This window comes from Actinophytocola sediminis (genome assembly GCF_054779715.1).
Map to the genome: position 1 here is coordinate 196,265 of NZ_BAAGXS010000019.1, position 19,502 is coordinate 215,766.

The 19,502-nt window shown below is 68.5% G+C and carries 18 protein-coding genes; 9 read left to right on the plus strand and 9 right to left on the minus strand.

What is annotated here, in order from left to right:
- Positions 1 to 141: 141 nt before the first annotated feature.
- Positions 142 to 1,410 (plus strand): glucuronoarabinoxylan endo-1,4-beta-xylanase XynC, encoded by a 1,269-nt coding sequence (gene xynC, locus ACYVIP_RS12680; RefSeq protein ID WP_460395534.1) that lies wholly within the window; start codon positions 142 to 144, stop codon positions 1,408 to 1,410.
- Positions 1,411 to 1,454: 44 nt separating this feature from the next.
- Here xynC and ACYVIP_RS12685 read toward each other — a convergent pair whose 3' ends face one another.
- Genes ACYVIP_RS12685 through ACYVIP_RS12710 form a run of 6 tightly spaced genes read right to left on the minus strand, consistent with a single transcriptional unit; the run spans position 1,455 to position 7,056 of the window.
- Entirely contained in the window at positions 1,455 to 2,534 is a 1,080-nt protein-coding gene (locus tag ACYVIP_RS12685) for an Ldh family oxidoreductase (protein WP_460395536.1), read from the minus strand.
- Between the two features lie 11 nt (positions 2,535 to 2,545).
- On the minus strand, positions 2,546 to 3,328 hold the full coding sequence (locus tag ACYVIP_RS12690; protein ID WP_460395538.1) for an NAD(P)-dependent oxidoreductase: 783 nt from the start codon (positions 3,326 to 3,328) through the stop codon (positions 2,546 to 2,548).
- Positions 3,325 to 3,981, minus strand: a complete 657-nt coding sequence (locus tag ACYVIP_RS12695; RefSeq protein ID WP_460395540.1) for an RraA family protein — start codon at positions 3,979 to 3,981, stop codon at positions 3,325 to 3,327. The genes ACYVIP_RS12690 and ACYVIP_RS12695 overlap by 4 nt, the downstream gene beginning before the upstream one ends.
- On the minus strand, positions 3,978 to 4,982 hold the full coding sequence (locus tag ACYVIP_RS12700; RefSeq protein WP_460395542.1) for a tripartite tricarboxylate transporter substrate binding protein: 1,005 nt from the start codon (positions 4,980 to 4,982) through the stop codon (positions 3,978 to 3,980). Before ACYVIP_RS12700 ends, ACYVIP_RS12695 begins: the two co-directional genes overlap by 4 nt.
- Positions 4,983 to 5,007: 25 nt before the next feature.
- Complete coding sequence (locus tag ACYVIP_RS12705; protein WP_460395544.1) at positions 5,008 to 6,513, minus strand: tripartite tricarboxylate transporter permease; 1,506 nt, start codon at positions 6,511 to 6,513, stop codon at positions 5,008 to 5,010.
- Between the two features lie 3 nt (positions 6,514 to 6,516).
- Positions 6,517 to 7,056, minus strand: a complete 540-nt coding sequence (locus ACYVIP_RS12710) for a tripartite tricarboxylate transporter TctB family protein (protein ID WP_460395546.1) — start codon at positions 7,054 to 7,056, stop codon at positions 6,517 to 6,519.
- Between the two features lie 151 nt (positions 7,057 to 7,207).
- On the opposite strand from ACYVIP_RS12710, the gene ACYVIP_RS12715 reads away from it, so the two are divergent.
- Together ACYVIP_RS12715 and ACYVIP_RS12720 are read left to right on the plus strand one after the other, a co-directional pair.
- A complete protein-coding gene (locus ACYVIP_RS12715) occupies positions 7,208 to 7,966 on the plus strand; it encodes an IclR family transcriptional regulator (RefSeq protein ID WP_460395548.1) in 759 nt (252 codons plus the stop codon).
- A gap of 97 nt (positions 7,967 to 8,063) precedes the next feature.
- A complete protein-coding gene (locus ACYVIP_RS12720) occupies positions 8,064 to 8,618 on the plus strand; it encodes a hypothetical protein (protein ID WP_460395550.1) in 555 nt (184 codons plus the stop codon).
- 38 nt (positions 8,619 to 8,656) lie between these two features.
- Here the strand turns inward: ACYVIP_RS12720 and ACYVIP_RS12725 are convergent, their stop codons facing one another.
- Both ACYVIP_RS12725 and ACYVIP_RS12730 read right to left on the minus strand, forming a co-directional pair.
- Positions 8,657 to 8,872 (minus strand): hypothetical protein, encoded by a 216-nt coding sequence (locus ACYVIP_RS12725; RefSeq protein WP_460395552.1) that lies wholly within the window; start codon positions 8,870 to 8,872, stop codon positions 8,657 to 8,659.
- Positions 8,873 to 8,948: 76 nt separating this feature from the next.
- Positions 8,949 to 10,427 (minus strand): MFS transporter, encoded by a 1,479-nt coding sequence (locus tag ACYVIP_RS12730; protein WP_460395554.1) that lies wholly within the window; start codon positions 10,425 to 10,427, stop codon positions 8,949 to 8,951.
- A 6-nt stretch (positions 10,428 to 10,433) separates the two neighbouring features.
- Here ACYVIP_RS12730 and wrbA point away from each other — a divergent pair, with 6 nt between their 5' ends.
- Complete coding sequence (gene wrbA, locus ACYVIP_RS12735; RefSeq protein WP_460395556.1) at positions 10,434 to 11,051, plus strand: NAD(P)H:quinone oxidoreductase; 618 nt, start codon at positions 10,434 to 10,436, stop codon at positions 11,049 to 11,051.
- A gap of 55 nt (positions 11,052 to 11,106) precedes the next feature.
- Here the strand turns inward: wrbA and ACYVIP_RS12740 are convergent, their stop codons facing one another.
- Entirely contained in the window at positions 11,107 to 11,649 is a 543-nt protein-coding gene (locus ACYVIP_RS12740; RefSeq protein ID WP_460395558.1) for an AfsR/SARP family transcriptional regulator, read from the minus strand.
- Between ACYVIP_RS12740 and ACYVIP_RS12745 the strand changes: the two genes are divergently transcribed.
- The 5 genes from ACYVIP_RS12745 (at position 11,644) to ACYVIP_RS12765 (ending at position 19,148) form a co-directional block, all read left to right on the plus strand.
- Entirely contained in the window at positions 11,644 to 13,410 is a 1,767-nt protein-coding gene (locus tag ACYVIP_RS12745; protein ID WP_460395560.1) for a hypothetical protein, read from the plus strand. The genes ACYVIP_RS12740 and ACYVIP_RS12745 overlap by 6 nt on opposite strands.
- Before the next feature lie 430 nt (positions 13,411 to 13,840).
- A complete protein-coding gene (locus ACYVIP_RS12750; RefSeq protein WP_460395562.1) occupies positions 13,841 to 14,344 on the plus strand; it encodes a DUF4365 domain-containing protein in 504 nt (167 codons plus the stop codon).
- Between the two features lie 7 nt (positions 14,345 to 14,351).
- Entirely contained in the window at positions 14,352 to 15,440 is a 1,089-nt protein-coding gene (locus ACYVIP_RS12755) for a hypothetical protein (protein ID WP_460395564.1), read from the plus strand.
- A 19-nt stretch (positions 15,441 to 15,459) separates the two neighbouring features.
- Positions 15,460 to 16,068 carry a hypothetical protein gene (locus ACYVIP_RS12760; RefSeq protein ID WP_460395566.1) on the plus strand — a complete coding sequence of 203 codons (609 nt, stop codon included), beginning with the start codon at positions 15,460 to 15,462 and terminating at the stop codon, positions 16,066 to 16,068.
- Positions 16,065 to 19,148 carry an ATP-binding protein gene (locus tag ACYVIP_RS12765; protein WP_460395568.1) on the plus strand — a complete coding sequence of 1,028 codons (3,084 nt, stop codon included), beginning with the start codon at positions 16,065 to 16,067 and terminating at the stop codon, positions 19,146 to 19,148. Before ACYVIP_RS12760 ends, ACYVIP_RS12765 begins: the two co-directional genes overlap by 4 nt.
- Positions 19,149 to 19,502: the final 354 nt, after the last annotated feature.

Here is a 19,502-nt window from a genome sequence, read left to right on the forward strand (position 1 = left end):
CGATATCCGATCCATAGTTGACTTGACGGTGAAGACATGGGCACTATTGACCCAGCTACTGGGAGCGCTCCCAGAAATGTTCGTCCCGTCACCCTGATGGGGTCGGGACGAGACGTCTCATGCAGGCCGCCGGGAGCTGTCATGACACCACGTCGAGACCAGTCCGAGGTCGCGGGTTCGCGGCCCCTGCGTCGACGGACAGTGCTGGCGGCGGGCACCGCGCTGCCGCTGCTGGGGGTGGGGACACCCGCCGCGGCGGCGACCGCGGTGCTCGTCGAACCGTCGAACGTGCAGCAGACGATCCTGGGCTTCGGCGGGATGAACCACACCGGCTGGATCAGCGATCTCACCGCCGCCCAGCGCGAGACGGCGTTCGGCAACGGTGCGGGGCAGTTGGGGTTCACCGTGCTGCGGATCCCCGTCCACGAGGACCGAGCCAACTGGAGCCGCGAGGTCGCCACGGCCAGGCGCGCGATCGAACTCGGGGCCAAGGTCATCGCCTCACCGTGGAACCCGCCCGCCTCGATGACCGAGACCTTCTCCGGCGGCAAACGGCTGCGTTACGACGCCTACGGCGCCTATGCCCAGCACCTGAACGACCTCACCGCGTTCATGGCGAACAACGGGGTGAACCTGTACGGGATCTCGATCCAGAACGAGCCGGACTACGCGCAGGAATGGACGGCGTGGACCCCCGGCGAGATCGTCAGGTTCCTACGGGAGAACGCAGGCACGATCAACACCAGGGTCATCGCGCCCGAGTCGTTCCAGTACCGCAAGAACCTTTCCGATCCCATCCTGAACGATCCCACCGCACTGGCCAATGTGGACATCATCGGCGCCCACCTCTACGGCACCCAGCCCGCGGACTTCCCCTACCCGCTCTTCCGGGAAAAGGGCAGCGGTAAGGAACTGTGGATGACCGAGGTCTACCACCCCAACAGCAGCGACTCGGCCGACCTGTGGCCGCAGGCGCTCGACGTTGGTGAGCACATCCACCGCGCGCTGGTGGACGGCCGGTTCCAGACCTATGTGTGGTGGTACATCCGCCGCTCGTACGGTCCGATGCGCGAGGACGGACAGATCAGCAAGCGCGGCGCCAACATGGCGCACTTCTCGAAGTGGGTCCGCCCCGGCTACTCGCGGATCACCGCGACCGCGAACCCGCAGTCGAACGTCTACATCTCGGCGTTCAGGAGCGGATCCAGGATCGTCATCGTCTCCATCAACAAGAACACCTCGCCGGTCGACCTCGCGTTCACCATCCGGGACACCGGTTCCGCGACCGCCCCGACCTGGTTGACCAGCGACAGCGCGACCCTCGCGCGCCACAACGACGTCACCATCACGAACGGAGCGTTCGACGCCCAGTTGCCTGCCCGCAGCATCAGGACGTTCGTCCTGAACTGACACCGCGCCGAGGTCGTCCACTGAACCTCGGGTCGTGAACGCGTTCACGGACGCGGCGGGTCATCCAGCAGGAAAGGGACGCCGTGGCGCTGGCAGCATGCACGCAGCTGCGTGACCAGCGTGGCCGGTAGCGGGATGCCTGTTCTGGTGCGTTCGGCGTAGGCTCGCGCTTCCGGTTCGCCCGCGACCATGACCGGCGTGTCCGGTGCCCGTGGTGTCGTGTCGTGCATGACGTCGATGAGGTCGTCGACGTGGGCTGCCGTGTTGGTGCCGAAGGCCGCGGGGTCGACGGCCAGGAACATGTGTCCGATGTGGTCGGCGGGCCCCGCGCCGGACAGCGCCGTACCGCTCAGGGCGCAGCTGAGGATCTGCACCATCATGGCCAGGCCATAGCCCTTGTGACCGCCGGTCGCGATCTCCTCGCCGCCAAGGGGTTGCAGGCCCCCGTGTTCCTGGTTGCGGAGGATGTCCAGCGCCGTCGGCGAATCGTGGATCGGGCGACCGTCACGGTCAAGCACCCAGGGGGCTGGCAGGTCCTTCCCGGCCAGCGCGTGGGCCTTGACCTTGTTCACGGCCACGACGGTCGTGGACATGTCGAGCACGAACGGACCGTGCCGCTCTCCTGGCGCGGCGAAGGCGAGCGGGTTCGTGCCCAGTCGTCGCTCGACGCCGTTGACCGGCGCCTGCACCAGGGTGCTCGTGCTGGTGGTGACCAGCCCGAGCAGCCCTCGTTCAGCGGCCTGCCGCGCGTAGAACCCAGCCGCGCCGAAGTGGTGGGAGTTGCGGACCGTCACGATGGCGACACCGAAGCTCCTCGCGCGGTCGCAGGCGAGGTCCATCGCGTCGGCCGCGACCGCGTGGCCCAGGCCCGCGCCCGCGTCGATCACCACGCCGGCGCGGCCGTTGTCGTTGGCCACCCGGGGGATACCGTCCATGCGCAACCCGCCGTCGACCACTTTCCTCTCATAGCTGGGAATCATGGAGATCCCGTGTGAGTCGACGCCGCGCAGGTCCGCGTCGACCATGATCTCCGCGGTGCGGGACGCCGCTCGCGCGGGCATGCGCCACGCACGCAGGATCGCCGAGATCTGGTGTCGCAGCGTCGATGCCGGGAAACGCGGCACTGATCTTCCTCTCAGTACGGCTGGGCGAGACGGCGCAGGTGGCGGGCGGTCGCGGTGGCCATGGTGGCGTCGACACCGAGCTCGGTCAGGTACGCGGCGGCGGCCTCCATCTCGTCGCCCCGGCGGCGGGCGTGCAGGACACTGCCGCGGAGGAACCGGTCGATGGTGCGCTGGCCGTCGCCGGCCAGGGTGTTCGCGATCTGGTCGCGGATCCAGTCCTCCATGCCGACGGCGCGGCCCGCGGTGACCGCCTCGGTGATGGCGGCGGCGACTCCCTTCATGAACACGCTGCGCAGCAGCTTGTGTGCCATGGCGTCGCCGACCTGGCCGTCGAGGACGACCACCCCGGCGCCCAGCGGTCGCATCAGCCCGGCCGCTGTCTCGGCGGCCGGACCAGCGGCCATCAGTGGCGTCGCCACGCCGAGCTGGCTCACCGGGCCGAGGATCGCGACGTCGGCGACAGTGACATCCGGTCGCGCCGCGAACAGCTCGGCGACAGACTCCTTCGCCCGCGGCGCCGACGATGTGCAGTCCAGGTAGGCGGCGCCGGGAGCCAGGTGGTCCAGCACGGACTCGGCGACACCTCGGCTCGCGGCCGCCGAGGTCAGCGTCAGTACCACGTCCGCGTCGGCGACGGCGTCCCGCGCGCGCCCGGCCTTCTCGATGCCGTGGAACGGGCCGTCGGCGTAGGGGTCGTGACCGCGGACCCGGTGGCCCGCCTCGGCCAGCGCCGTGCCGTAGATCCGTCCGGCCTCGCCGAGCCCGAGCACAGCCACGGTCATGGTCACGGTCACGACGGCGCCGTCCGGCCGAGATCGGCGTCGATGGTCGCCCTGGTGCGCAGTTCGTCGTCGTGCTTGGCCTGCGCGTGCTCGATGACCTGGTCGGCCATCGCGGCCGGGACCACCACGACACCGTCGGCGTCCCCCACGATGACGTCGCCGGGGTGCACCACGACGCCACCGACGGCGACCGGGGTCGCGAGGACGAACGGGCCGTGCTTGTACGGCCCGGCCGGGGTCGACGCCCGCGCGAACACCGGCATGTCGTACTCCGCGAGACCGTCGGCGTCCCGGACGGCACCGTCGATGACGAACCCCACGATGCCGCGGCCCTTGGCGCGCCCGGCGATCAGCTCGCCGATGAGCGCACGGGACTCGTCACCGCCGCCGTTGACCACCAGGACGTCCCCGGGCCGCGCGTGCCGGAGTGCCTCGTGGATACCGAGGTTGTCGCCGGGGCGGGTCCACACGGTGTACGCGGCGCCGACGACCGTGGCGCCCGCCCACGCGGGTTTGATCCGGGAGTCGAGGGCACCGAGTCGCTGCATGGCGTCCGCGATGTTCGCGCAGGGGAGCGTACGGAACCGGTCGAGCTGCGCGGCGGTGGGCCGCGTCCACTCCGTACGGCTCGTCGCCGCGCCGGGCGGCATGGCAGTGGTGGTCATGACTGGCCTTCCCGCACCAGCGGCATCAGGTCCGCGAACAGATCGGACGTCTCGGCCCAGTACTTCACGTAGTCGTCGTGGTCCTTGTAGGACGGGGCGAGGCCCGCGTCGGTCATCTTCTTCTGGAACGCCTTGTCGGCCATGATCTCGCCGATGGCGGTGGAGACCCTGTCGACGATCGCGTCCGGGGTGTCCGCCGGGAAGACGAAGCCGCGGCTGGAGGAGATCTCGACGTCGTAGCCGGACTCGGTGAACGTGGGGGCGTCGGGGAAGAACGGGCTCCGCTCGGCGGCCATGACGCCGATGATCCGCGCGTCACCGGCTTCGACGACCGGCTGCAGGTCGCTGACGTTGCCGAGCAGCAGCGGGACGTTGCCGCCGAGGAACGCGGTGGAGGTGGCGGTGCTGCCGTCCGCGAAGTGGACTGGTGCGATGTCGGCGCCGGTCTCCTGCTTGAGCCGTGCCAACGCGAAGTGCTCGTTGCTGGCCACGCCCGTGGTGGTGGCCTGGAGTTCGCCCGGCGCGGCCTTCGCGGCGTTCACCAGGTCCTGCGGGGTCCTGATGGCGTTGTCCGGTGCGACGGCCACCGCGGTCGGGTCGACGACCTGGAGCGCGACCGGCGCGAAGCTGTCCCGCGTGTAGGTGGCGCCACGGGACTTGTCGAGAACCGTGACGATGGCGGACGGGAACGTCACGGCGGACAACGTGTAACCGTCCGGTGTGGACTGGGTGAGCTGGGTGTAGGCGATCTGGGAGTTGGCTCCCGGTTTGTTGACGACGGTGACGGTGGCGTCGAGCTTCTTCTCCAGTGCCTCGGCGACGAACCGCGCGCCGATGTCGGTCGAGCCGCCGGCCGCGTAGCCGACCAGCAGCTCGATGGGCTTGGCGGGGTAGTCGTCGGTGGCGGCGTCGCCGCCGGTCTGTGCGCAGGCGGCGGTGACGAGGAGCGTCAGCGAGGCGCCGAGCGCCGCGGCGCGGCGGCCACGAGGTAAGCGGATCATCGGTGAGCCTTTCCGGAAGGTGGGTTCAGGCCTCCGCGTCGACGGGAAGCCCGGCCTTTCTCTTCAGCCCCGCGCTGAGCACCGAGACGACGAGGATCGCCGCGGCGATGACGAGGAAGACCAGCGACAGCGGCCGGTCCACGAAGATCGCGAAGCTGCCATGGGACAGCTGCAGTGACTCCCGCAGCGCGCTCTCGAGGAACGGGCCGAGGATGAGGGTCAGCACCAGTGGGGCCAGCGGCAGGCCGACTCGGCGGAAGACGAAGCCGACGACGCCGAAGAACACCATGACGTAGATGTCGATGATGCTGTTGGACACCGCGTACGACCCGACGACGATGAACGCGAAGATCACCGCGCGCAGGACCGGGTACGGGATGGCGAGGATCCGGGTCCACAGGCCGACCAGCGGCACGTTCAGCACCAGCAGGAGCAGGTTGCCGACGAACAGGCTCGCGATGACCGTCCACACGAGATCGGGTGCCTCGGTGAACAGGGCAGGCCCTGGGGTGAGCCCGTTCTGCAGGAACGCGCCCATCAGCACGGCGATGGCGGGCGACGCGGGAATGCCGAGCGTGAACAGCGGCACGAACGCCGCGTTGCTGTGGGCGTTGTTGGCGGTCTCGGGCGCCGCGACGCCCTCGATGGCGCCGCTGCCGAGCTCCTTGCGGTGCCGGGACACCTTGCGCTCGGTGCTGTAGGCGATCAGCGACGAGATGGCGGAGCTGACGCCGGGGACGAGACCGAGGACGCCGCCGACCGCCGTGCCCCTGGCGATGGCCGGCGCGGCGCGGCGTGCGTCGGCCCTGCTCGGCACCAGCTCACGCAGCCGGGGCGCGGTGGGGCGCGGGGCCCGTTGGCCGCTGGTGTCGAGCAGCTCGCCGAGCCCGAAGAGGCCGACCAGCACGGGTACGTAGTTGACTCCGTCGAAGAAGTGCGTGAGGCCGAACGTGAAGCGGGGCATGCCGAGCACGGGGTCGATGCCGACCATCGCGATGAGCAGACCGAGGCACGCGGAGATGAGTCCCAGCACGACGGAACGGCCGACCAGGCCGACGAGCAGCGCCAGTCCGATGAGGACCAGCGAGAAGAACTCGGGTGGCCCGATCCGCAGGCCGAGCCGTGACAGCGGCTCCGCGGCGATGACCAGGGCGGCGGTCGCGACCGTGCCGCCGATGAACGACCCGATGCCCGCTGTGGTGAGCGCGACGCCTGCCCTGCCGCGCAACGTCATCTGGTAGCCGTCGATGCAGGTGATCGCCGACTCGCCCTCGCCGGGGATGTTGAGCAGGACGCTGGTGATCGTGCCGCCGTACGCGCCGCCGTAAAAGATGGCCGCCAGCATGATGATCGCGCCCGCCGGGTCCATGGACAGGGTCAGCGGGATCAGGATGGCCATGCCCGCGGTCGAGCCGATTCCCGGCAGCAGCCCGAGGATCGTGCCCAGCAGACAGCCGATCAACGCGTAGAGCAGATTGTGCGGGGTCAGCGCCGCGGCGAAACCGTCCGCGAGGAGTCCGAGGGTGTCCATGCGCTACAGCCCCAGGTCGCGCAGGAACGGGATCGACGACGCGGGCAGGGACACGCTGAGCAGTCGCGTGAAGATCAGGAAGACCCCGAAACTGCCGGCCAGGGAGATGACCGACGAGAGCAGCACACCGCGCCTGCCGAGCACCAGCAGGTGGAAGAGCAGGAACAGCAGCATGCTCAGCTGGTAGCCCAGCACCTCAAGCACACCGGCCAGGACGCAGAGGCTGACGACGATCGCGACGACGGTTGCCGGTGAGTGGTCACCGGTCGTCTGCGGTGCCTCGTCCGGCGCCGACTCAGTGCGGGGCTCGACGGGTCCGCGCTGCAGGGTGGCGAACCAGATCGCGCCGAAGACGACCAACAGAACTCCGAGCCACAGCGGGAAGAAGCCGGGGCCGGGGCCGAACTCGGTCCAGTACTGGAGGTTCAGTGCCGCGACCGCGGCCGCGCCACCCACCACGACGACGAGCGCCGCCATGACGGCCGGGAGCCGTGACCGCCTGCTCGCCACCGGTTCGGCGACCTCGCTGTCGAGTCGGTTCATCGTTGAACACTTCTCATTGTCTGATAATCTCTCTCATGTAGCGATGCGCAGAGCATGGGTGGTAGCGACCACGCTGTCAAGGCCGACCCGCTCGCTGACCGAGGCGGCACGCTGCGAGGATCAACCGGCCAAGACGTCGAAGGGTGGCCCCATGCCGGAGGAGAAGCCCGTCAGCACGATGCGGTCCCTGGAGCGCGCGATCGACGTCCTCGAGGTGCTGGAGGCGGCGAAAACACCGCTGCGCCTGAGTGAGCTCGCCCGCAGGGCCGGGCTGCACGTGGCGACCACCCAGCGCATCCTCGGCGTCCTGGAGGCGAGGGGCCGGGTGGCGCAGGACGGCGCTGGCTATCGGACCGGCGTGTCCATGCTGTTCGGTGCGCACGCCTACCTCGCGACAGATCCGGTCGCCGTCGCGGCCCCCCTTGTCCTTCAGCAGCTCGCCGCCGCCACCGGCCTCACGGCGTCGGTCTTCGTGCGCGCGGGGCAGTCCCGCGCCGTCGTGGCGCGAATCGAGGGACGCAACCCGCTGCGGTACGTGCTGCCCATCGGCCAGCGGCTGCCGCTGCACCTCGGCGCTGGCAAGGTCATCGCGGCCTACCTCGAACCCGTGGAACTCGACGCGCTGCTCGCCGACGTCGGCGAGCGCGCGCTGGCGAGCGGCCGGAGGTCCACAGTGGAGGAGTTCCGCGCCGAACTGGCCGTGATCCGCGAGCAGGGCTGGGCCATGGCGGTCGACGAACGCGTGGTCGGCGCGACCTCGATCACCGCGCCGGTGCTCGGCGGCGACCAGCGCTGCACCACGGCCGTCCAGGTGTCCGGACGGACCGGCGACGAGACACTGCGCGACCCCGCGGCACTCAGCGTCGAGGTCCGCCAGGCGGCGGCCGCGCTCGCCACCCGGCTCGGCTGAGCACCTGCCCGCGGGCCCGTGCGGCGATGGATGCTCAGGTGGTCAACGAGGGCCGGTATTGGCCTGCGGCATCGGGATGACCATTATGCTGCCGACCATGGCCCACCTGTTCGATATCTACACCGACGCCTGCGATAGCGCGGTACTCACCGGCACCCTGCAGATTCTCAACGACTACCACACCGTGTTCCCACGTGGGCCCGAGTTCGCACTTCAGCTGATCGCGGATGCCTGGTGGTCGGCTGGCGAGTCCGGCGCGGGGCCGGTCTCCGCCGCCACGGAAGCCGAGTTCGCCGAGCTTCAGGAGTTCTGCCTCGGCAGGAAGGTGCACATCGACGAGAACGGCTACCTGCTGGCGGAGGACTCCACAAAGCTACGTATGCCCTCGGTCAAGGCAGAGGAGTTCTACCGGGACGAACTCGATCCGTACTACGCCGGACCTGGTACCGACGAGAAAGGCAAGTACATTCTACTTGCGACCAGGCCCGCCGAATTCACGCGCCGTACTTCGGAGATTATCGTCTCCTACCAGCTGAGCAACGTGGAGTGGCCGGATGCCGAGTTCACCATCGAGGTGAGCGACGCACGCTACCTGGAACACCTGGCTGGCAACGTGTCGTTCAAAACCGCCTTCAACGGTATGGTTGACTGACGCGCCATACGGGTGAACCTCGGGGTCGACGGGCATTGTCAGCGCTGACCCTCCGCCGCGAGGCAGTCCGCGTAGGTCGGTAGCGCGCCCCGGTCCATGGCCTCCGCCAGCGTCGGAGCGGCGCGGTCGCGGTCGGAGAGCACCAGCTGAAGGTCGGGAAGGTCGAGCCGGAGACCGGGATCCAACGGGTGCACCGCCCGTTCCTTCCCGGCGACGTAGCTGGCCGAGAGCAGGTAGCTCATCAAATGAGCCACGGGCGTCGGTGAACACCTCGGGCGTGAACGCGTAGGCGCCGATTACGGCGAGTTCCAGGAATTTCATCGGCCTTCTCTATCGTTGGTGTTGCTCGGAGTCGAGTTCCGGCTCGGCGTCCTGTTTCGCCTCCGGTGCCGGCAGGGTCGCGTCCCGGAGCAGGAACGCGCCGACGACGGAGAGCGCAACGGCTATGGCCGCTCCGACCAAGGCCATCATCTGGAAGCCCTCGATGAACGCCTGCCGGGCGGTGTCGAGCAACTCGGGCCCGGCAGGAGCCGGCAGCTCGTTGGCGGTGGAGACGGCGGCGCTGAGCGTGTCGTGCGCGGCCGCCTCGGCGGACGCGGGGACGCTGTCGGGCAGGGTATCGCTCAGGTTGCCGCGGTAGGCGGCGAAGCCGATGCTGCCGAAGACCGCGATGCCAAGAGCCGTGCCCAGTTCGGTGCCGGTCTCGGAGATCGCCGACGCCGCGCCGGCGCGTTCAGGCGGAGCGGCCGCGACGACGGTGTCGGTGCCCAGCGTCACGATCGGGCCGAGGCCGAGCCCGACCACGGCCGAGCCGACGATCACCAGGGCGAAGTCGGTCGGCGCGCCGACGAACGCGAGCAGCAACGCGCCGACCGCCAGGATCAGCAGACCCGCGCTGAACACCGTTCGCAGGCTGATCTTCTGCACCATGGCCGGCGCCAGCGTCGAGCCGAGGATGACGCCGACGGTGGTGGGCAGTGACCACAGGCCGGCCTGGATCGGCGTAAGGCCGCGAACCAGCTGCAGGTACTGGATGACGAACAACTGGGTGCCTGCCATCACCAGAATGCCCATGGTGAGCAGGGCCAGCGGCGCGCTGAAGGTGGCCTTGCGGAACAGCCGCAGATCGATCAACGGGTTGTCCAGCGTTCGCTGCCTTCGGACAAGCACGTAGCCGACGACCAACGCGACGGCGACCAGCACCAGGGAAACCCAGTCCACGCCGTGCTCGGCGATCAATTTCAAACCCTGGATCAGCGCGAGCACCGCCACGACGGACATCAACGCGCTGAGGAAGTCCGGCCTGCTCACCAGTCTGTCACGGTGCTCCGGCAACAACACCGGCCCGACCGCCAGCAGCAGCACCATTACCGGTAGCGCGAGCAGGAACACCGAGCCCCACCAGAAGAATGCCAGCATCGCGCCGCCGACGAGCGGTCCGAGCAGGCTGCCGATGCCGATGCACATGGCCCACACGCCGATCGCGGACGTGCGCTGGGCGGGGTCGTGGAACATGTTGCGGATCAGCGACAACGTGGACGGCATGAGCGTCGCGCCAGCGATACCGAGCAGCGCGCGGGCGCCGATCAGCATCTCCGGGCTGGTGGCGAACGCCGCCAACACCGAGGCGGCGCCGAATCCGGTCGCGCCGATCAGCAACAGCTTTCGCCTGCCGATCCGGTCGCCGATGGCGCCCATGGTGATCAGCAACCCGGCCACCATGAATCCGTAGACGTCCACGCTCCACAGCAGCTCTGTGTTGGTGGGACGCAAATCCGCGGTGAGGGCGGGCAACGCGAGGGGGAGCACACGACGATGACCGCTGTCAACGTGGCCGTGATCTACTACTCGGCCACCGGAACGATTTCCGAGATCGCAAAGGAGATCGCCGACACCGCCGAGAAGGCAGGTGCGGAGGTCCGCGTGCGCAAGGTCGACGAGCTGGCACCCCAGTCCGCGATCGACCAGAACCCCGCCTGGGGGGCGAACATTCGGGCCACAGCGGACATCTCACTCGCCGACCCGGACGACGTCCTCTGGGCGGACGCGGTGATCTTCGGTACGCCCACCCGCTTCGGCAATGTATCGGCCCAGCTCAAGCAGTTCATGGACTCCCTTGGCCCGCTGTACGCCCAGGGTCTGCTCGCGGACAAGGTCTACAGCGGTTTCACGTCGACCGGGACGAACCACGGCGGCCACGAGTCGACGATGCTCGCGCTTTACGCCTCGGTGAACCACTTCGGCGGCATCATCGTGGCCCCTGGCTACACGGACCCGGCGAAGTTCGCCGACGGCAACCCCTACGGCACGTCCCACTGCGACGGGAACGGAACCGTGCCGGTTGGCGACGTGACCAGGGCCGCCGCCCGCGTCCAGGCCGAGCGCGTGGTCAAGTTCGCCAGGAAGATCAAGGCCGAGGACGCCGCTGCCTAGCAACGGCCGCCGGAGGCCAGGCCCTGAGGGCCTGGCGCCGTGCGCCATCGCTGGCTCAGGCGGTCCGCGTCATGTCGTGGTTGAGGATCGACTGCTGTAGTTGTTGCAGTGCCGGCGACGGGTCGAGGCCCACCTGCTCCACCATGGTCCGCCGAGTGTTCTGGTAGACCTTCAGCGCCTCGGCCTGCCGGCCGGAACGGTACAGCGCCACCATGAGCTGGCCGCAGATCCGCTCCCGCATCGGATCCTCCGCCAGGGCCGACTCCAACTGCCCGCTCACCTCGTGGTGGCGCCCGATCGCGAGTTCGGCGTCCATCTGGTCCTCGAACGCCGACAGCCGGGCACTGCGAATGGCGCCCAGTTCGGCCCAGTTGATCCCCGCTTCCACCAGGTCCGCCACCACCGGGCCTCGCCATAGCGCCGTCGCCTCGCCCAGCACGTCAGCCGCTGTCACCCAGGACCGGGCCGCCAGCCACGCCCGGCCGTCGCGTGCCAGATGGTGGAACCGGTGCAGGTCGACCAGATCGAGGTTGATCCGCAGCAGGTAGCCGGGATTGCGCGGCAGTGGATCGCCGCGGGCGGACCGGACCCGATGCACCTGTGGGACTTCGCCCTGCAGGTCGACCGGCTCATCGACCGCGGCGACGACGCGGCCGCGTTCGAGCTGGCGGCTCCCGTGCTGGCCGGCGCGCGAACCTTCGACGGACCCCCGGTGCCGGTGCAGATCGACATCTTGCTCCCCCTGGCGCGACTGGGCAGGCACGCCGAGGCCCGGCAGGCGTTCCGGCGGGCCCGCCGCGGAATCAACCGGGACGTCTATCGCTACGAGTACAGCGGCAAGCTCATCGAGTTCTGCGCGCTGACCGGGAACCTCGACGCGGGTCTCGGGACGCTCAGCATGATGATGTGGGGCTTCCCGACCCTGAACCGTCCGACCGGGAAGATGGGCTTCGCCGTCGCGGTGGCGGTGCTGATGCGGCAGCTGGTCGACGCGGGCCGCGGCGACGAGCTCATCGTCTGGGCCAAGCAGGACCAGGACGAGTATGTCACCGCGGCGCAGCTGCTCGAGCGGATGCGTGGCATCGCGCTGGATCTCGCGACGAGGTTCGACGCCCGCAACGGCACCACCGCACAGGGCGACCGGGTCCGCGCCCGGCTCGCCGCGCAGCCGGTCGGGCGGATCCGGGTGGGCAGCGCGAACTTCCGGATTCGCCAACCGATCCCCTCAGGTTTGCCAGCAGAGGAGCTGCTGTCCAAGGCCGAGTGGCACCTCGACCGTGGGCAGCGCCCGGTGGCCCGCGACTACCTCCGCGCACTCGGGCAGCCACCACCGCAGCTGGCTGCCCGCCGCGCCCACCTGCTGGCGCTGCTGGCCGACGGACCGGACGGTGGACCCGCTCTGCATGAGGTAGTCGGGCAGTACCAGGCCGAGGACGACCTGCTTCGCGCGCTGCTCTGCCTCTGCGATGTCGCGATGTGGATGGCCGACAACGGTCGGCTCGACGACGCGGTGCCGATCGCCACCCAGATGCGTGACACGCTGCACAAGACCGACGATCAGCGGGCGATCGCCCTCGGAGAGTTCGCGTTCGCCTACGTGGTGGCGCAGTCGGACACGGATGAGACCGACCAGGCGCTGGCCCGTGGCGCCCACCACGCCGCCAACTCCGGCGACCCCTATGTGGTCGCACAAATAGCGCGTCACCAGGTGCACCGGGCGTTGCACGAGAACAAGCCGCCTGAACAGGTCATCGCGCTCGCCACGACGATGCGCGACGCCGCGTTCGCCTCGGGCTGGCTGGCCCACGCGGTTCGCGCACTCGACCACCTCGAGACGGTCCATGTCCGGACGGGCACCACGGCCGCCTACTACCAGGAGATCGACGCGCAGATCGCCCAGCTTCCTTCGGACACGCCGGACTTGGTGCGGGTGTGTTTCGGCTACGCGCAGGCCAGGGGCTTCATCGGGAACGGCCGGGCTGCGGACGCGGTGCCCGCGCTCGAGCGGCTGATCGCCGAGGAACGCCCCGGCGGGGTGCCCGCCGAGCACTGGTACTGGCTCGCACAGGCCTACTTCGCGGCCGGTCGCCTCAACGACGCGGTCGACGCCGCGGACATCGACGCCGACTGGCTCGACACGCTGCGGGAACGTGGGAGCCTCGGCACACCGTCGATGGCCGACGCGAACCGCAAGCTGCTCGCCGAGTGCTACCAGAAGCTCGGCGAGCCCGAAGGCGCCCTGGAGCACTTGGAGATCCTGGGCCGCAACGCCCGCAAACGGGACGACACGGAACTGCTGACCTACGTGCACGCACAGACCGATCAGGTCCGTCGCGCGATGGCGGCGTCCGCCGGGTGATTCGAAGCGCCTGCTCGGTCATGGACGGCAACACAGACCGCAGCACCGACAAGAAAGCTTCGATGCGGAGCGAAGGAGACGACAGGGTCGGACCCTACGAAGTCAGCACCTTCGTAGGGTCGTAGCGGCAGCACCCACTGCGCGGCTTGCGCTTGAGTGCCGACCTGCCCATTACGTAGTGGCGCTTCGCTGCCGCGCAGCCCTGGGCCTCCGACAGTCGAGTTCTTGCGGCCGAACCTCACCCCCGATGCCGAAGGACCAGGGGGTGGCGGTTAGCCGAGTAGCACCGGAAGATCTACCAGCACGTGTGCTCGCGCGAACTGGACGGAATTTCAACATCCAACGGCATGCGTGCCAGAAGTGCTGACAATCCGCAGCGTGGCTCATAAGCTCCCACCTACTGCACGTCACGGGCGTGGGAGGGACTCGAATGCTCGATGTCAAACAACACCAGGGAAAGTTTGGCGAGGACTACGTCCGGGTGCTGGCCTCCGCAGCCGGTCTGCTCGTGCTCAAAGATGATCTCGACGTGGACGGAATCGATCTTGGATTTCGTGCTACGGGCCAATATGGGCGCGTTTTCTCGCCTACTGTCGAGGCTCAGATCAAGACGTGGTCTGCGCCGTCGGTGTCGTGCGGGCAATTGATCTATCGCGGGCTCACCGAGTGGCAGTTCAACAAGCTCGCCGGCCCTGGCTACACGGTGCCCCGATTCCTTTTCATCATCTGCGTGCCGGACGACCGTCAGCGCTATGCGGAGTCCATGACCGAAGGCGTCATGCTTCACCATCTTGGCTACTTCGTCTCGCTCAGCGCGGAGGAGCCGGTCGTCAACCCCGACCGGCGACGAAGGAAACCGGTACGGGTGCCCACGGCGAACGTGCTCACCGCCGCCGCGTTGCGCCGGCTCACCGAGACGCAGTCGGTCTGGTAGGCGTGCGATGACGCTTCCCCTGAAGGTCGCCGACATCGTCAGCTATCTGGCCGTGACGGGCTGGACTCGGGATCCGCGTGGCTGGCGTGGGGCGAGTTACTGGCAACACCCGGGGGAGTACGAGGTGTTGGTTCCCGCACAGGACGGCATGGGGGACGGGGACCGCCGGGTGCGGGAGGTCCTGCGTTGTCTGTCCGCAGTGGAAGATCGCCCGGCGGACGACATCGCTCTGGAGATCTCGCGTCCGCTGTCGGACAAGCAGTTCTTCCGGACGTTCCCGGTGGACCACGACTCCGGATACATCCCGCTGCTCTCCGGGGTGCAGGTCATGCAGGGCATCCGCAACCTGCTCGGCACGGCGGCACGTACTGTCCTGCAGGGTCCGCACTTCGCGTTCGCGGGCCGCCAGCCGGCGGCGGTCGGCATCATTCTCCGTACCGCCGAGCTGGGCCCGACGCGGATGGGCAGCTACGTCGTAGAGGTCCGGTTGGCCGCGAATTGGTCGGCATCCGTGCCGAACGGACAGGAGCTGACCGGCCGGGCGGTGTTGACGCAGATGCTGGAGGCGGTTGCCGCGGCGCGGACCGCCGTGCTGGCCGGTACTCCGGAGGCGTTCGACGAGACAGTCACAGCCGGTGTCTCGGCGGACTTGTGCAAGGCGCTCAGCGATCTGTCCGGCGCCGACCGGAACAGGTTCGAGATCGCCTTCCGCTGGGCTCGCGCACAACCACTCGAGACGCGAGCACACGCCTTCGCGTTTCCCGAGCTCGCGGGGTCGCTGCTGCAGGATGCGGCCAGACGGCTCCGTGTCCTGAACGCGTCAGGACCGGCGACGATCACAGGCGTCGTCGACGGGCTCTACGACGACGCCGCCGGCGACGATCGGTGGCGAATCAAGGTGCGCGGCGAGCTGCGCACCGAGCAAGTCAGACGACCACGGCGGACGGTCTGGGTCCGGCTTGCCGACCAGGTCGCGTACGACCGGGCGATCACAGCCCATCGTGAGCGGAGCGTGATCACGGTGACCGGCGAGTTGTCCAGCAGGACCGGCCGGGTGGAGCTGGTGCCCGGGCGAGGACTAGAGATCCGGAACTGAACGTCCAAGGAGGAGTGCTGTGGGAACCGAGTTGACCGTGCGGAACCAGGCATCGTTGTTCGCACTCATGGTGGTGGCACGACCGGTGACGAACCGTGAACTGCGCGAGCTCACCGGCCTGGAGATCAGCGCGCAGGTACGCAGGCAGGTCAACCGGGACGAGGAACTGCTGGTCACTGCCAAGCAAGGCGCGACGTACACACACCGGCTGACATCCGAGGGCCGGAACTGGTGCGAGTCCGCGCTGGTGGCAGGACGTCCGGACAGGGCCAAGTTTCCGGCGGGCGTCCTGTACGCGGTGCTGGACAGCGTTGGCCAGTACCTGGCGCGCTCCGGCACCAAGTTCGGCGACTTCTTCCAGCCGGACCTCGAGAACTGGATCCGTGCCGTGTACTCGGAACTCACCGTTCGCCGGCCGGGCAGCTGGGTCAGGCTGTCCGCGCTGCGGCCATGGCTCGAGGACGTGCCGCGAGACGTCGTGGACGCCGAGCTCGACCGGATGATCGAGGAGCCTGACGTCCATCTCGAGGCCGCGCTCGACCAAGCATCGCTCACCGACGATGACTGGGCCGCAGCGGTCAAGATCGGGGGCGAACCACGCCACAAGCTGAAGATCGGAGCGGCGTGAACCGCCAGTTGGAGGCCCTCAACGCGCTGTACTTCGGTACCGCACCGACGGCGGACGAGGTGTGGACGTCGTTGTCGGCCTACCACGTCGGAAGTCTGCACCCTGAGGTGTCCCGCAGGCTGGTCAGTTCGATGAACGCGGTCAGCCGCGACCAGGTACCGGTCGCGGCCGTGGTGCAGGGGCCGCGTGGCTCGGGCAAGACACACCTGCTCGGCTGGACCCGCCAGGAGATCCAGTCGCGCGGCGGGTTCTTCTTCTACATCAAGCTCGTGACCGGCAGCGACTTCTGGGAGAGCGCCACCGGCAGTTTGGTCGACAGTCTCTACCGCAAGGACGAGGGCGGTCAGGATCAGCTGTTGCGCCTGCTCGACGAACTCGCGCACCAGGGCGGCCTCGACGATGGGACCAGGGCAGCGATCGTCGGCGAGCGCGAACTGACGCGGGCGGATGTCGACGCGTTCGTGCACGGTATCCGGACACTGGACCGGCAGGTGGGCAACCTGGCCGCGGACACGGCGCGGGCACTGGTGCTCATCGCGTCGTCGGGAGATGCGGTCGAGATCGGCACCTCGTATCTCGGCCAGAACGACGACCAGTTGGGACAACGCGCGGCCTGGGGGTTCTCGTCCGCGCGGGCGCGGCAGGCCCAGCTTGTGCTGCGGGACCTGACCCGACTCTTCGCGCTCGTCGGGCCGCTGCTGTTCGCCTTCGACCAGTTCGACAACCTGGTGGCCGTTTCGGAGACGGAGTCCAGGCGCAGGAGCGTCGACATCGCGGCCGGTCTGATGGAACTGCGGGAGGAAACCCGGCGAACTTTTATGGTCATCGCGTGCCTACCGGAAACCTGGGAAAAGATCGAGCGGACGGCGATGCGTTCCGCCCTGGACAGGTTCGACGTCCTGCCCACGCTCGGGCCGATCCCGGACGAGGCGACGGCGGCGGCCATCGTCAGCAGTCGTTTCCGGCCCGGCTACGAGTACGCCAGGTTCACCCCGCCGACGCCTACCTGGCCGATCGGCGCGGCCGCACTCGCGGAGGCGCCGCATCGCTACACGGCACGAAGGCTGCTCGATCGTGTCGCCGCGCACATCGAGACCTGTCTGGAGACCGGCGAGGCGGTGGAGCTGACCTCGCTGGAAACAGCGAAGCAGCAGGCCGCGAGCATGGTGGAAGCCACTCCGGCAGCCGGCGACCCGGACGCCTTCACCGAGTTGTTCAACAGGCACCGCGACGAGGCGGACGACATCGGGCCGCTCGACAAGACGACCGAGGACCGTCTCATGCCAGCGTTGTTGGGGGCGGGTCTGCGGAGTCTGCTGAGAGAGATCGGCGCGGACCCGACGTGGTTCGACGTGCAGACCGACTTCGGCGGCAAGATCCCCGCGCTGCACGCCATGCTGCGCTTTGTCCCCGAGGAGAGCAGCGGACAGGACGTCCAGTGGTCCTTCCGCGCGATCGCTACGGACAACGCCAGTGCCGCGCAGAACCGTATCCACAAATCAGTGCGGGTCGCCGAACTGGAGAAGGGGCTGTCGGGCCGGCGGCTGGTGCTGCTGCGGAACACGAACTACCCCCGCGGGGAGACAATGAGGAAGGTCAAGGACGACGCTGTCGACCGCGGTGCGTCGCTGTTGACGATCGGCGCCGCGGACCTTCGGACGTTCACCGCACTCGGCAAGATGCTCGACCATCACTCGCCCGGTCTGGAAGCTTGGCTGCGGCGGCACCGTCCGGCCGCGAGCACCGAGGTGTTCTCCGCCGTGGTCGCCGAGTTGGGGCACTACCTCGGCACACCCGAGTCGGATGGCCCGACTGAACTCGACGGCGCGGCGGCGACCGCGACCGCCGTGGACACGGTCACGCCGGAGATCACCATCGGTACGACCGTCCGAGGAAACCACGAATTCACCGTAGCCGTCAGCCAGCTGAGGCAGCACACCGTGGTCGTCGGCGCGGCCGGCTCGGGGAAGACGGTCCTCATCAAGCGCATCGTCGAACAGTGCGCTCTGCGCGGGGTTCCGGCCATCGTGCTCGATCCCAACGATGACCTCGGCCGGCTTGCCGACCCCTGGCCGAGCGCGCCAGCAGGCTGGACTGACGAACAGGGAAGCCAGGCGCGGCGCTACTTCGCCGAGACCGAGGTGGTGGTCTGGACGCCTGGACTGAGCCGGGGACGTCCGCTGTCCTTCCACCCGCTTCCCGACTTCGATCCGGTCCTCGAGGACCTGGATGACTTCACCCGGCTGTTGAGGTCGACGGTCGCGACGCTCGCACCGCACGCCGGTATCAGGGGGCGCACCTCTCGAGCGACCAAGCAGTTGGGCGTCCTGCAGCGCGTGCTCGAACGGTACGTCCGCGGTGGCGGACGGACTTTGGCAGCCTTCGTCGAACTGCTCGCCGAGCCGCCCGAGGACATCGTCAACAGCAGGACCAGTCGTCTCGCTGTCGAGATGGCGGACACGCTCGAGGCCGCCATGACGACAGATCCGCTGTTCGGCGAGTCCGGTGCGCCGGCCGACCCAGGTGTGCTGCTGACCCCGTCGCCCGGGAAGGCCACCCGTATCTCGGTGGTCAGCTTTGTAGGTCTGTCCGGCGACGACCCCGCGCATTTCGTCAGCCGCCTGCAAGCCAGTCTGTTCTCCTGGTTCAGAGCCCATCCCGTCAGCGACCCCGGGCTGGGTGGTCTGTTGGTGATGGACGAAGCGCAGAACTTCGTTCCGTCTGGCGGAGCGAATCCCAGTACGGACAGCACGATCGACCTGATCCGACAGATACGCAAGTACGGCCTCGGCATGGTTCTTGCCTCACAAGCACCCAAAGGCATCAACCACGAAGCGCTGGGAAACACTGCGAACCAATTCCTCGGCAGGTTGACCGCACCCGCTCAAATCGAGGCGGCGAAAGACATGGCGCAGTCGCGCAACACGGTCATCGACGATTTCGGTAAGCTCACTCGCGGCACCTTCTACGCTGCCGGCGAGGGTACCTCATTCAGGAAGGTCCAGGCGCCGATCTGCCTCAGCCACCACGCACAGCCACTGCACGAGGACGAGATCGTCGAGCGAGCGCGCCGTGCTTGACCCGAGTGCCTGGCCCGGTACCACGCACCTGCCGACGAGGCAGGCGCCGACGGGGTAAGGGTCGACGATGTCGTCTTCGGTACAGACCAACAGCTCACCTGTCCGACGCCGCCGGCGGTGTAGGTGGCCGGGTTCGCCCGGCCGCCGCACAGTCGGTGGTGGTTCTCGCCGTTCCCGACGACAGGTCCACGGCGATTGCCCCGAGGGAAAGACGTGGTCCCGACAACCGGAGAATGCCCAGAATCCCCGCAGGGAAAACAGTCGTCCTGGCCCTCCGTGCCCCATTTGCCAAGACGAATACACGTCAGCAACAACTACCAACGAGCCACTAGGCCATTTGGGTCAAAATTCCCG

Coding starts and splice junctions, on each gene's coding strand:
- xynC (WP_460395534.1), top strand. CDS start 142: ATGACACCACGTCGAGACCAGTCCGAGGTCGCGGGTTCGCGGCCCCTG.
- ACYVIP_RS12695 (WP_460395540.1), bottom strand. CDS start 3,981: ATGACCACCACTGCCATGCCGCCCGGCGCGGCGACGAGCCGTACGGAG.
- ACYVIP_RS12700 (WP_460395542.1), bottom strand. CDS start 4,982: ATGATCCGCTTACCTCGTGGCCGCCGCGCCGCGGCGCTCGGCGCCTCG.
- ACYVIP_RS12705 (WP_460395544.1), bottom strand. CDS start 6,513: ATGGACACCCTCGGACTCCTCGCGGACGGTTTCGCCGCGGCGCTGACC.
- ACYVIP_RS12710 (WP_460395546.1), bottom strand. CDS start 7,056: ATGAACCGACTCGACAGCGAGGTCGCCGAACCGGTGGCGAGCAGGCGG.
- ACYVIP_RS12715 (WP_460395548.1), top strand. CDS start 7,208: ATGCCGGAGGAGAAGCCCGTCAGCACGATGCGGTCCCTGGAGCGCGCG.
- ACYVIP_RS12720 (WP_460395550.1), top strand. CDS start 8,064: ATGGCCCACCTGTTCGATATCTACACCGACGCCTGCGATAGCGCGGTA.
- wrbA (WP_460395556.1), top strand. CDS start 10,434: ATGACCGCTGTCAACGTGGCCGTGATCTACTACTCGGCCACCGGAACG.
- ACYVIP_RS12745 (WP_460395560.1), top strand. CDS start 11,644: ATGCACCTGTGGGACTTCGCCCTGCAGGTCGACCGGCTCATCGACCGC.
- ACYVIP_RS12750 (WP_460395562.1), top strand. CDS start 13,841: ATGCTCGATGTCAAACAACACCAGGGAAAGTTTGGCGAGGACTACGTC.
- ACYVIP_RS12755 (WP_460395564.1), top strand. CDS start 14,352: ATGACGCTTCCCCTGAAGGTCGCCGACATCGTCAGCTATCTGGCCGTG.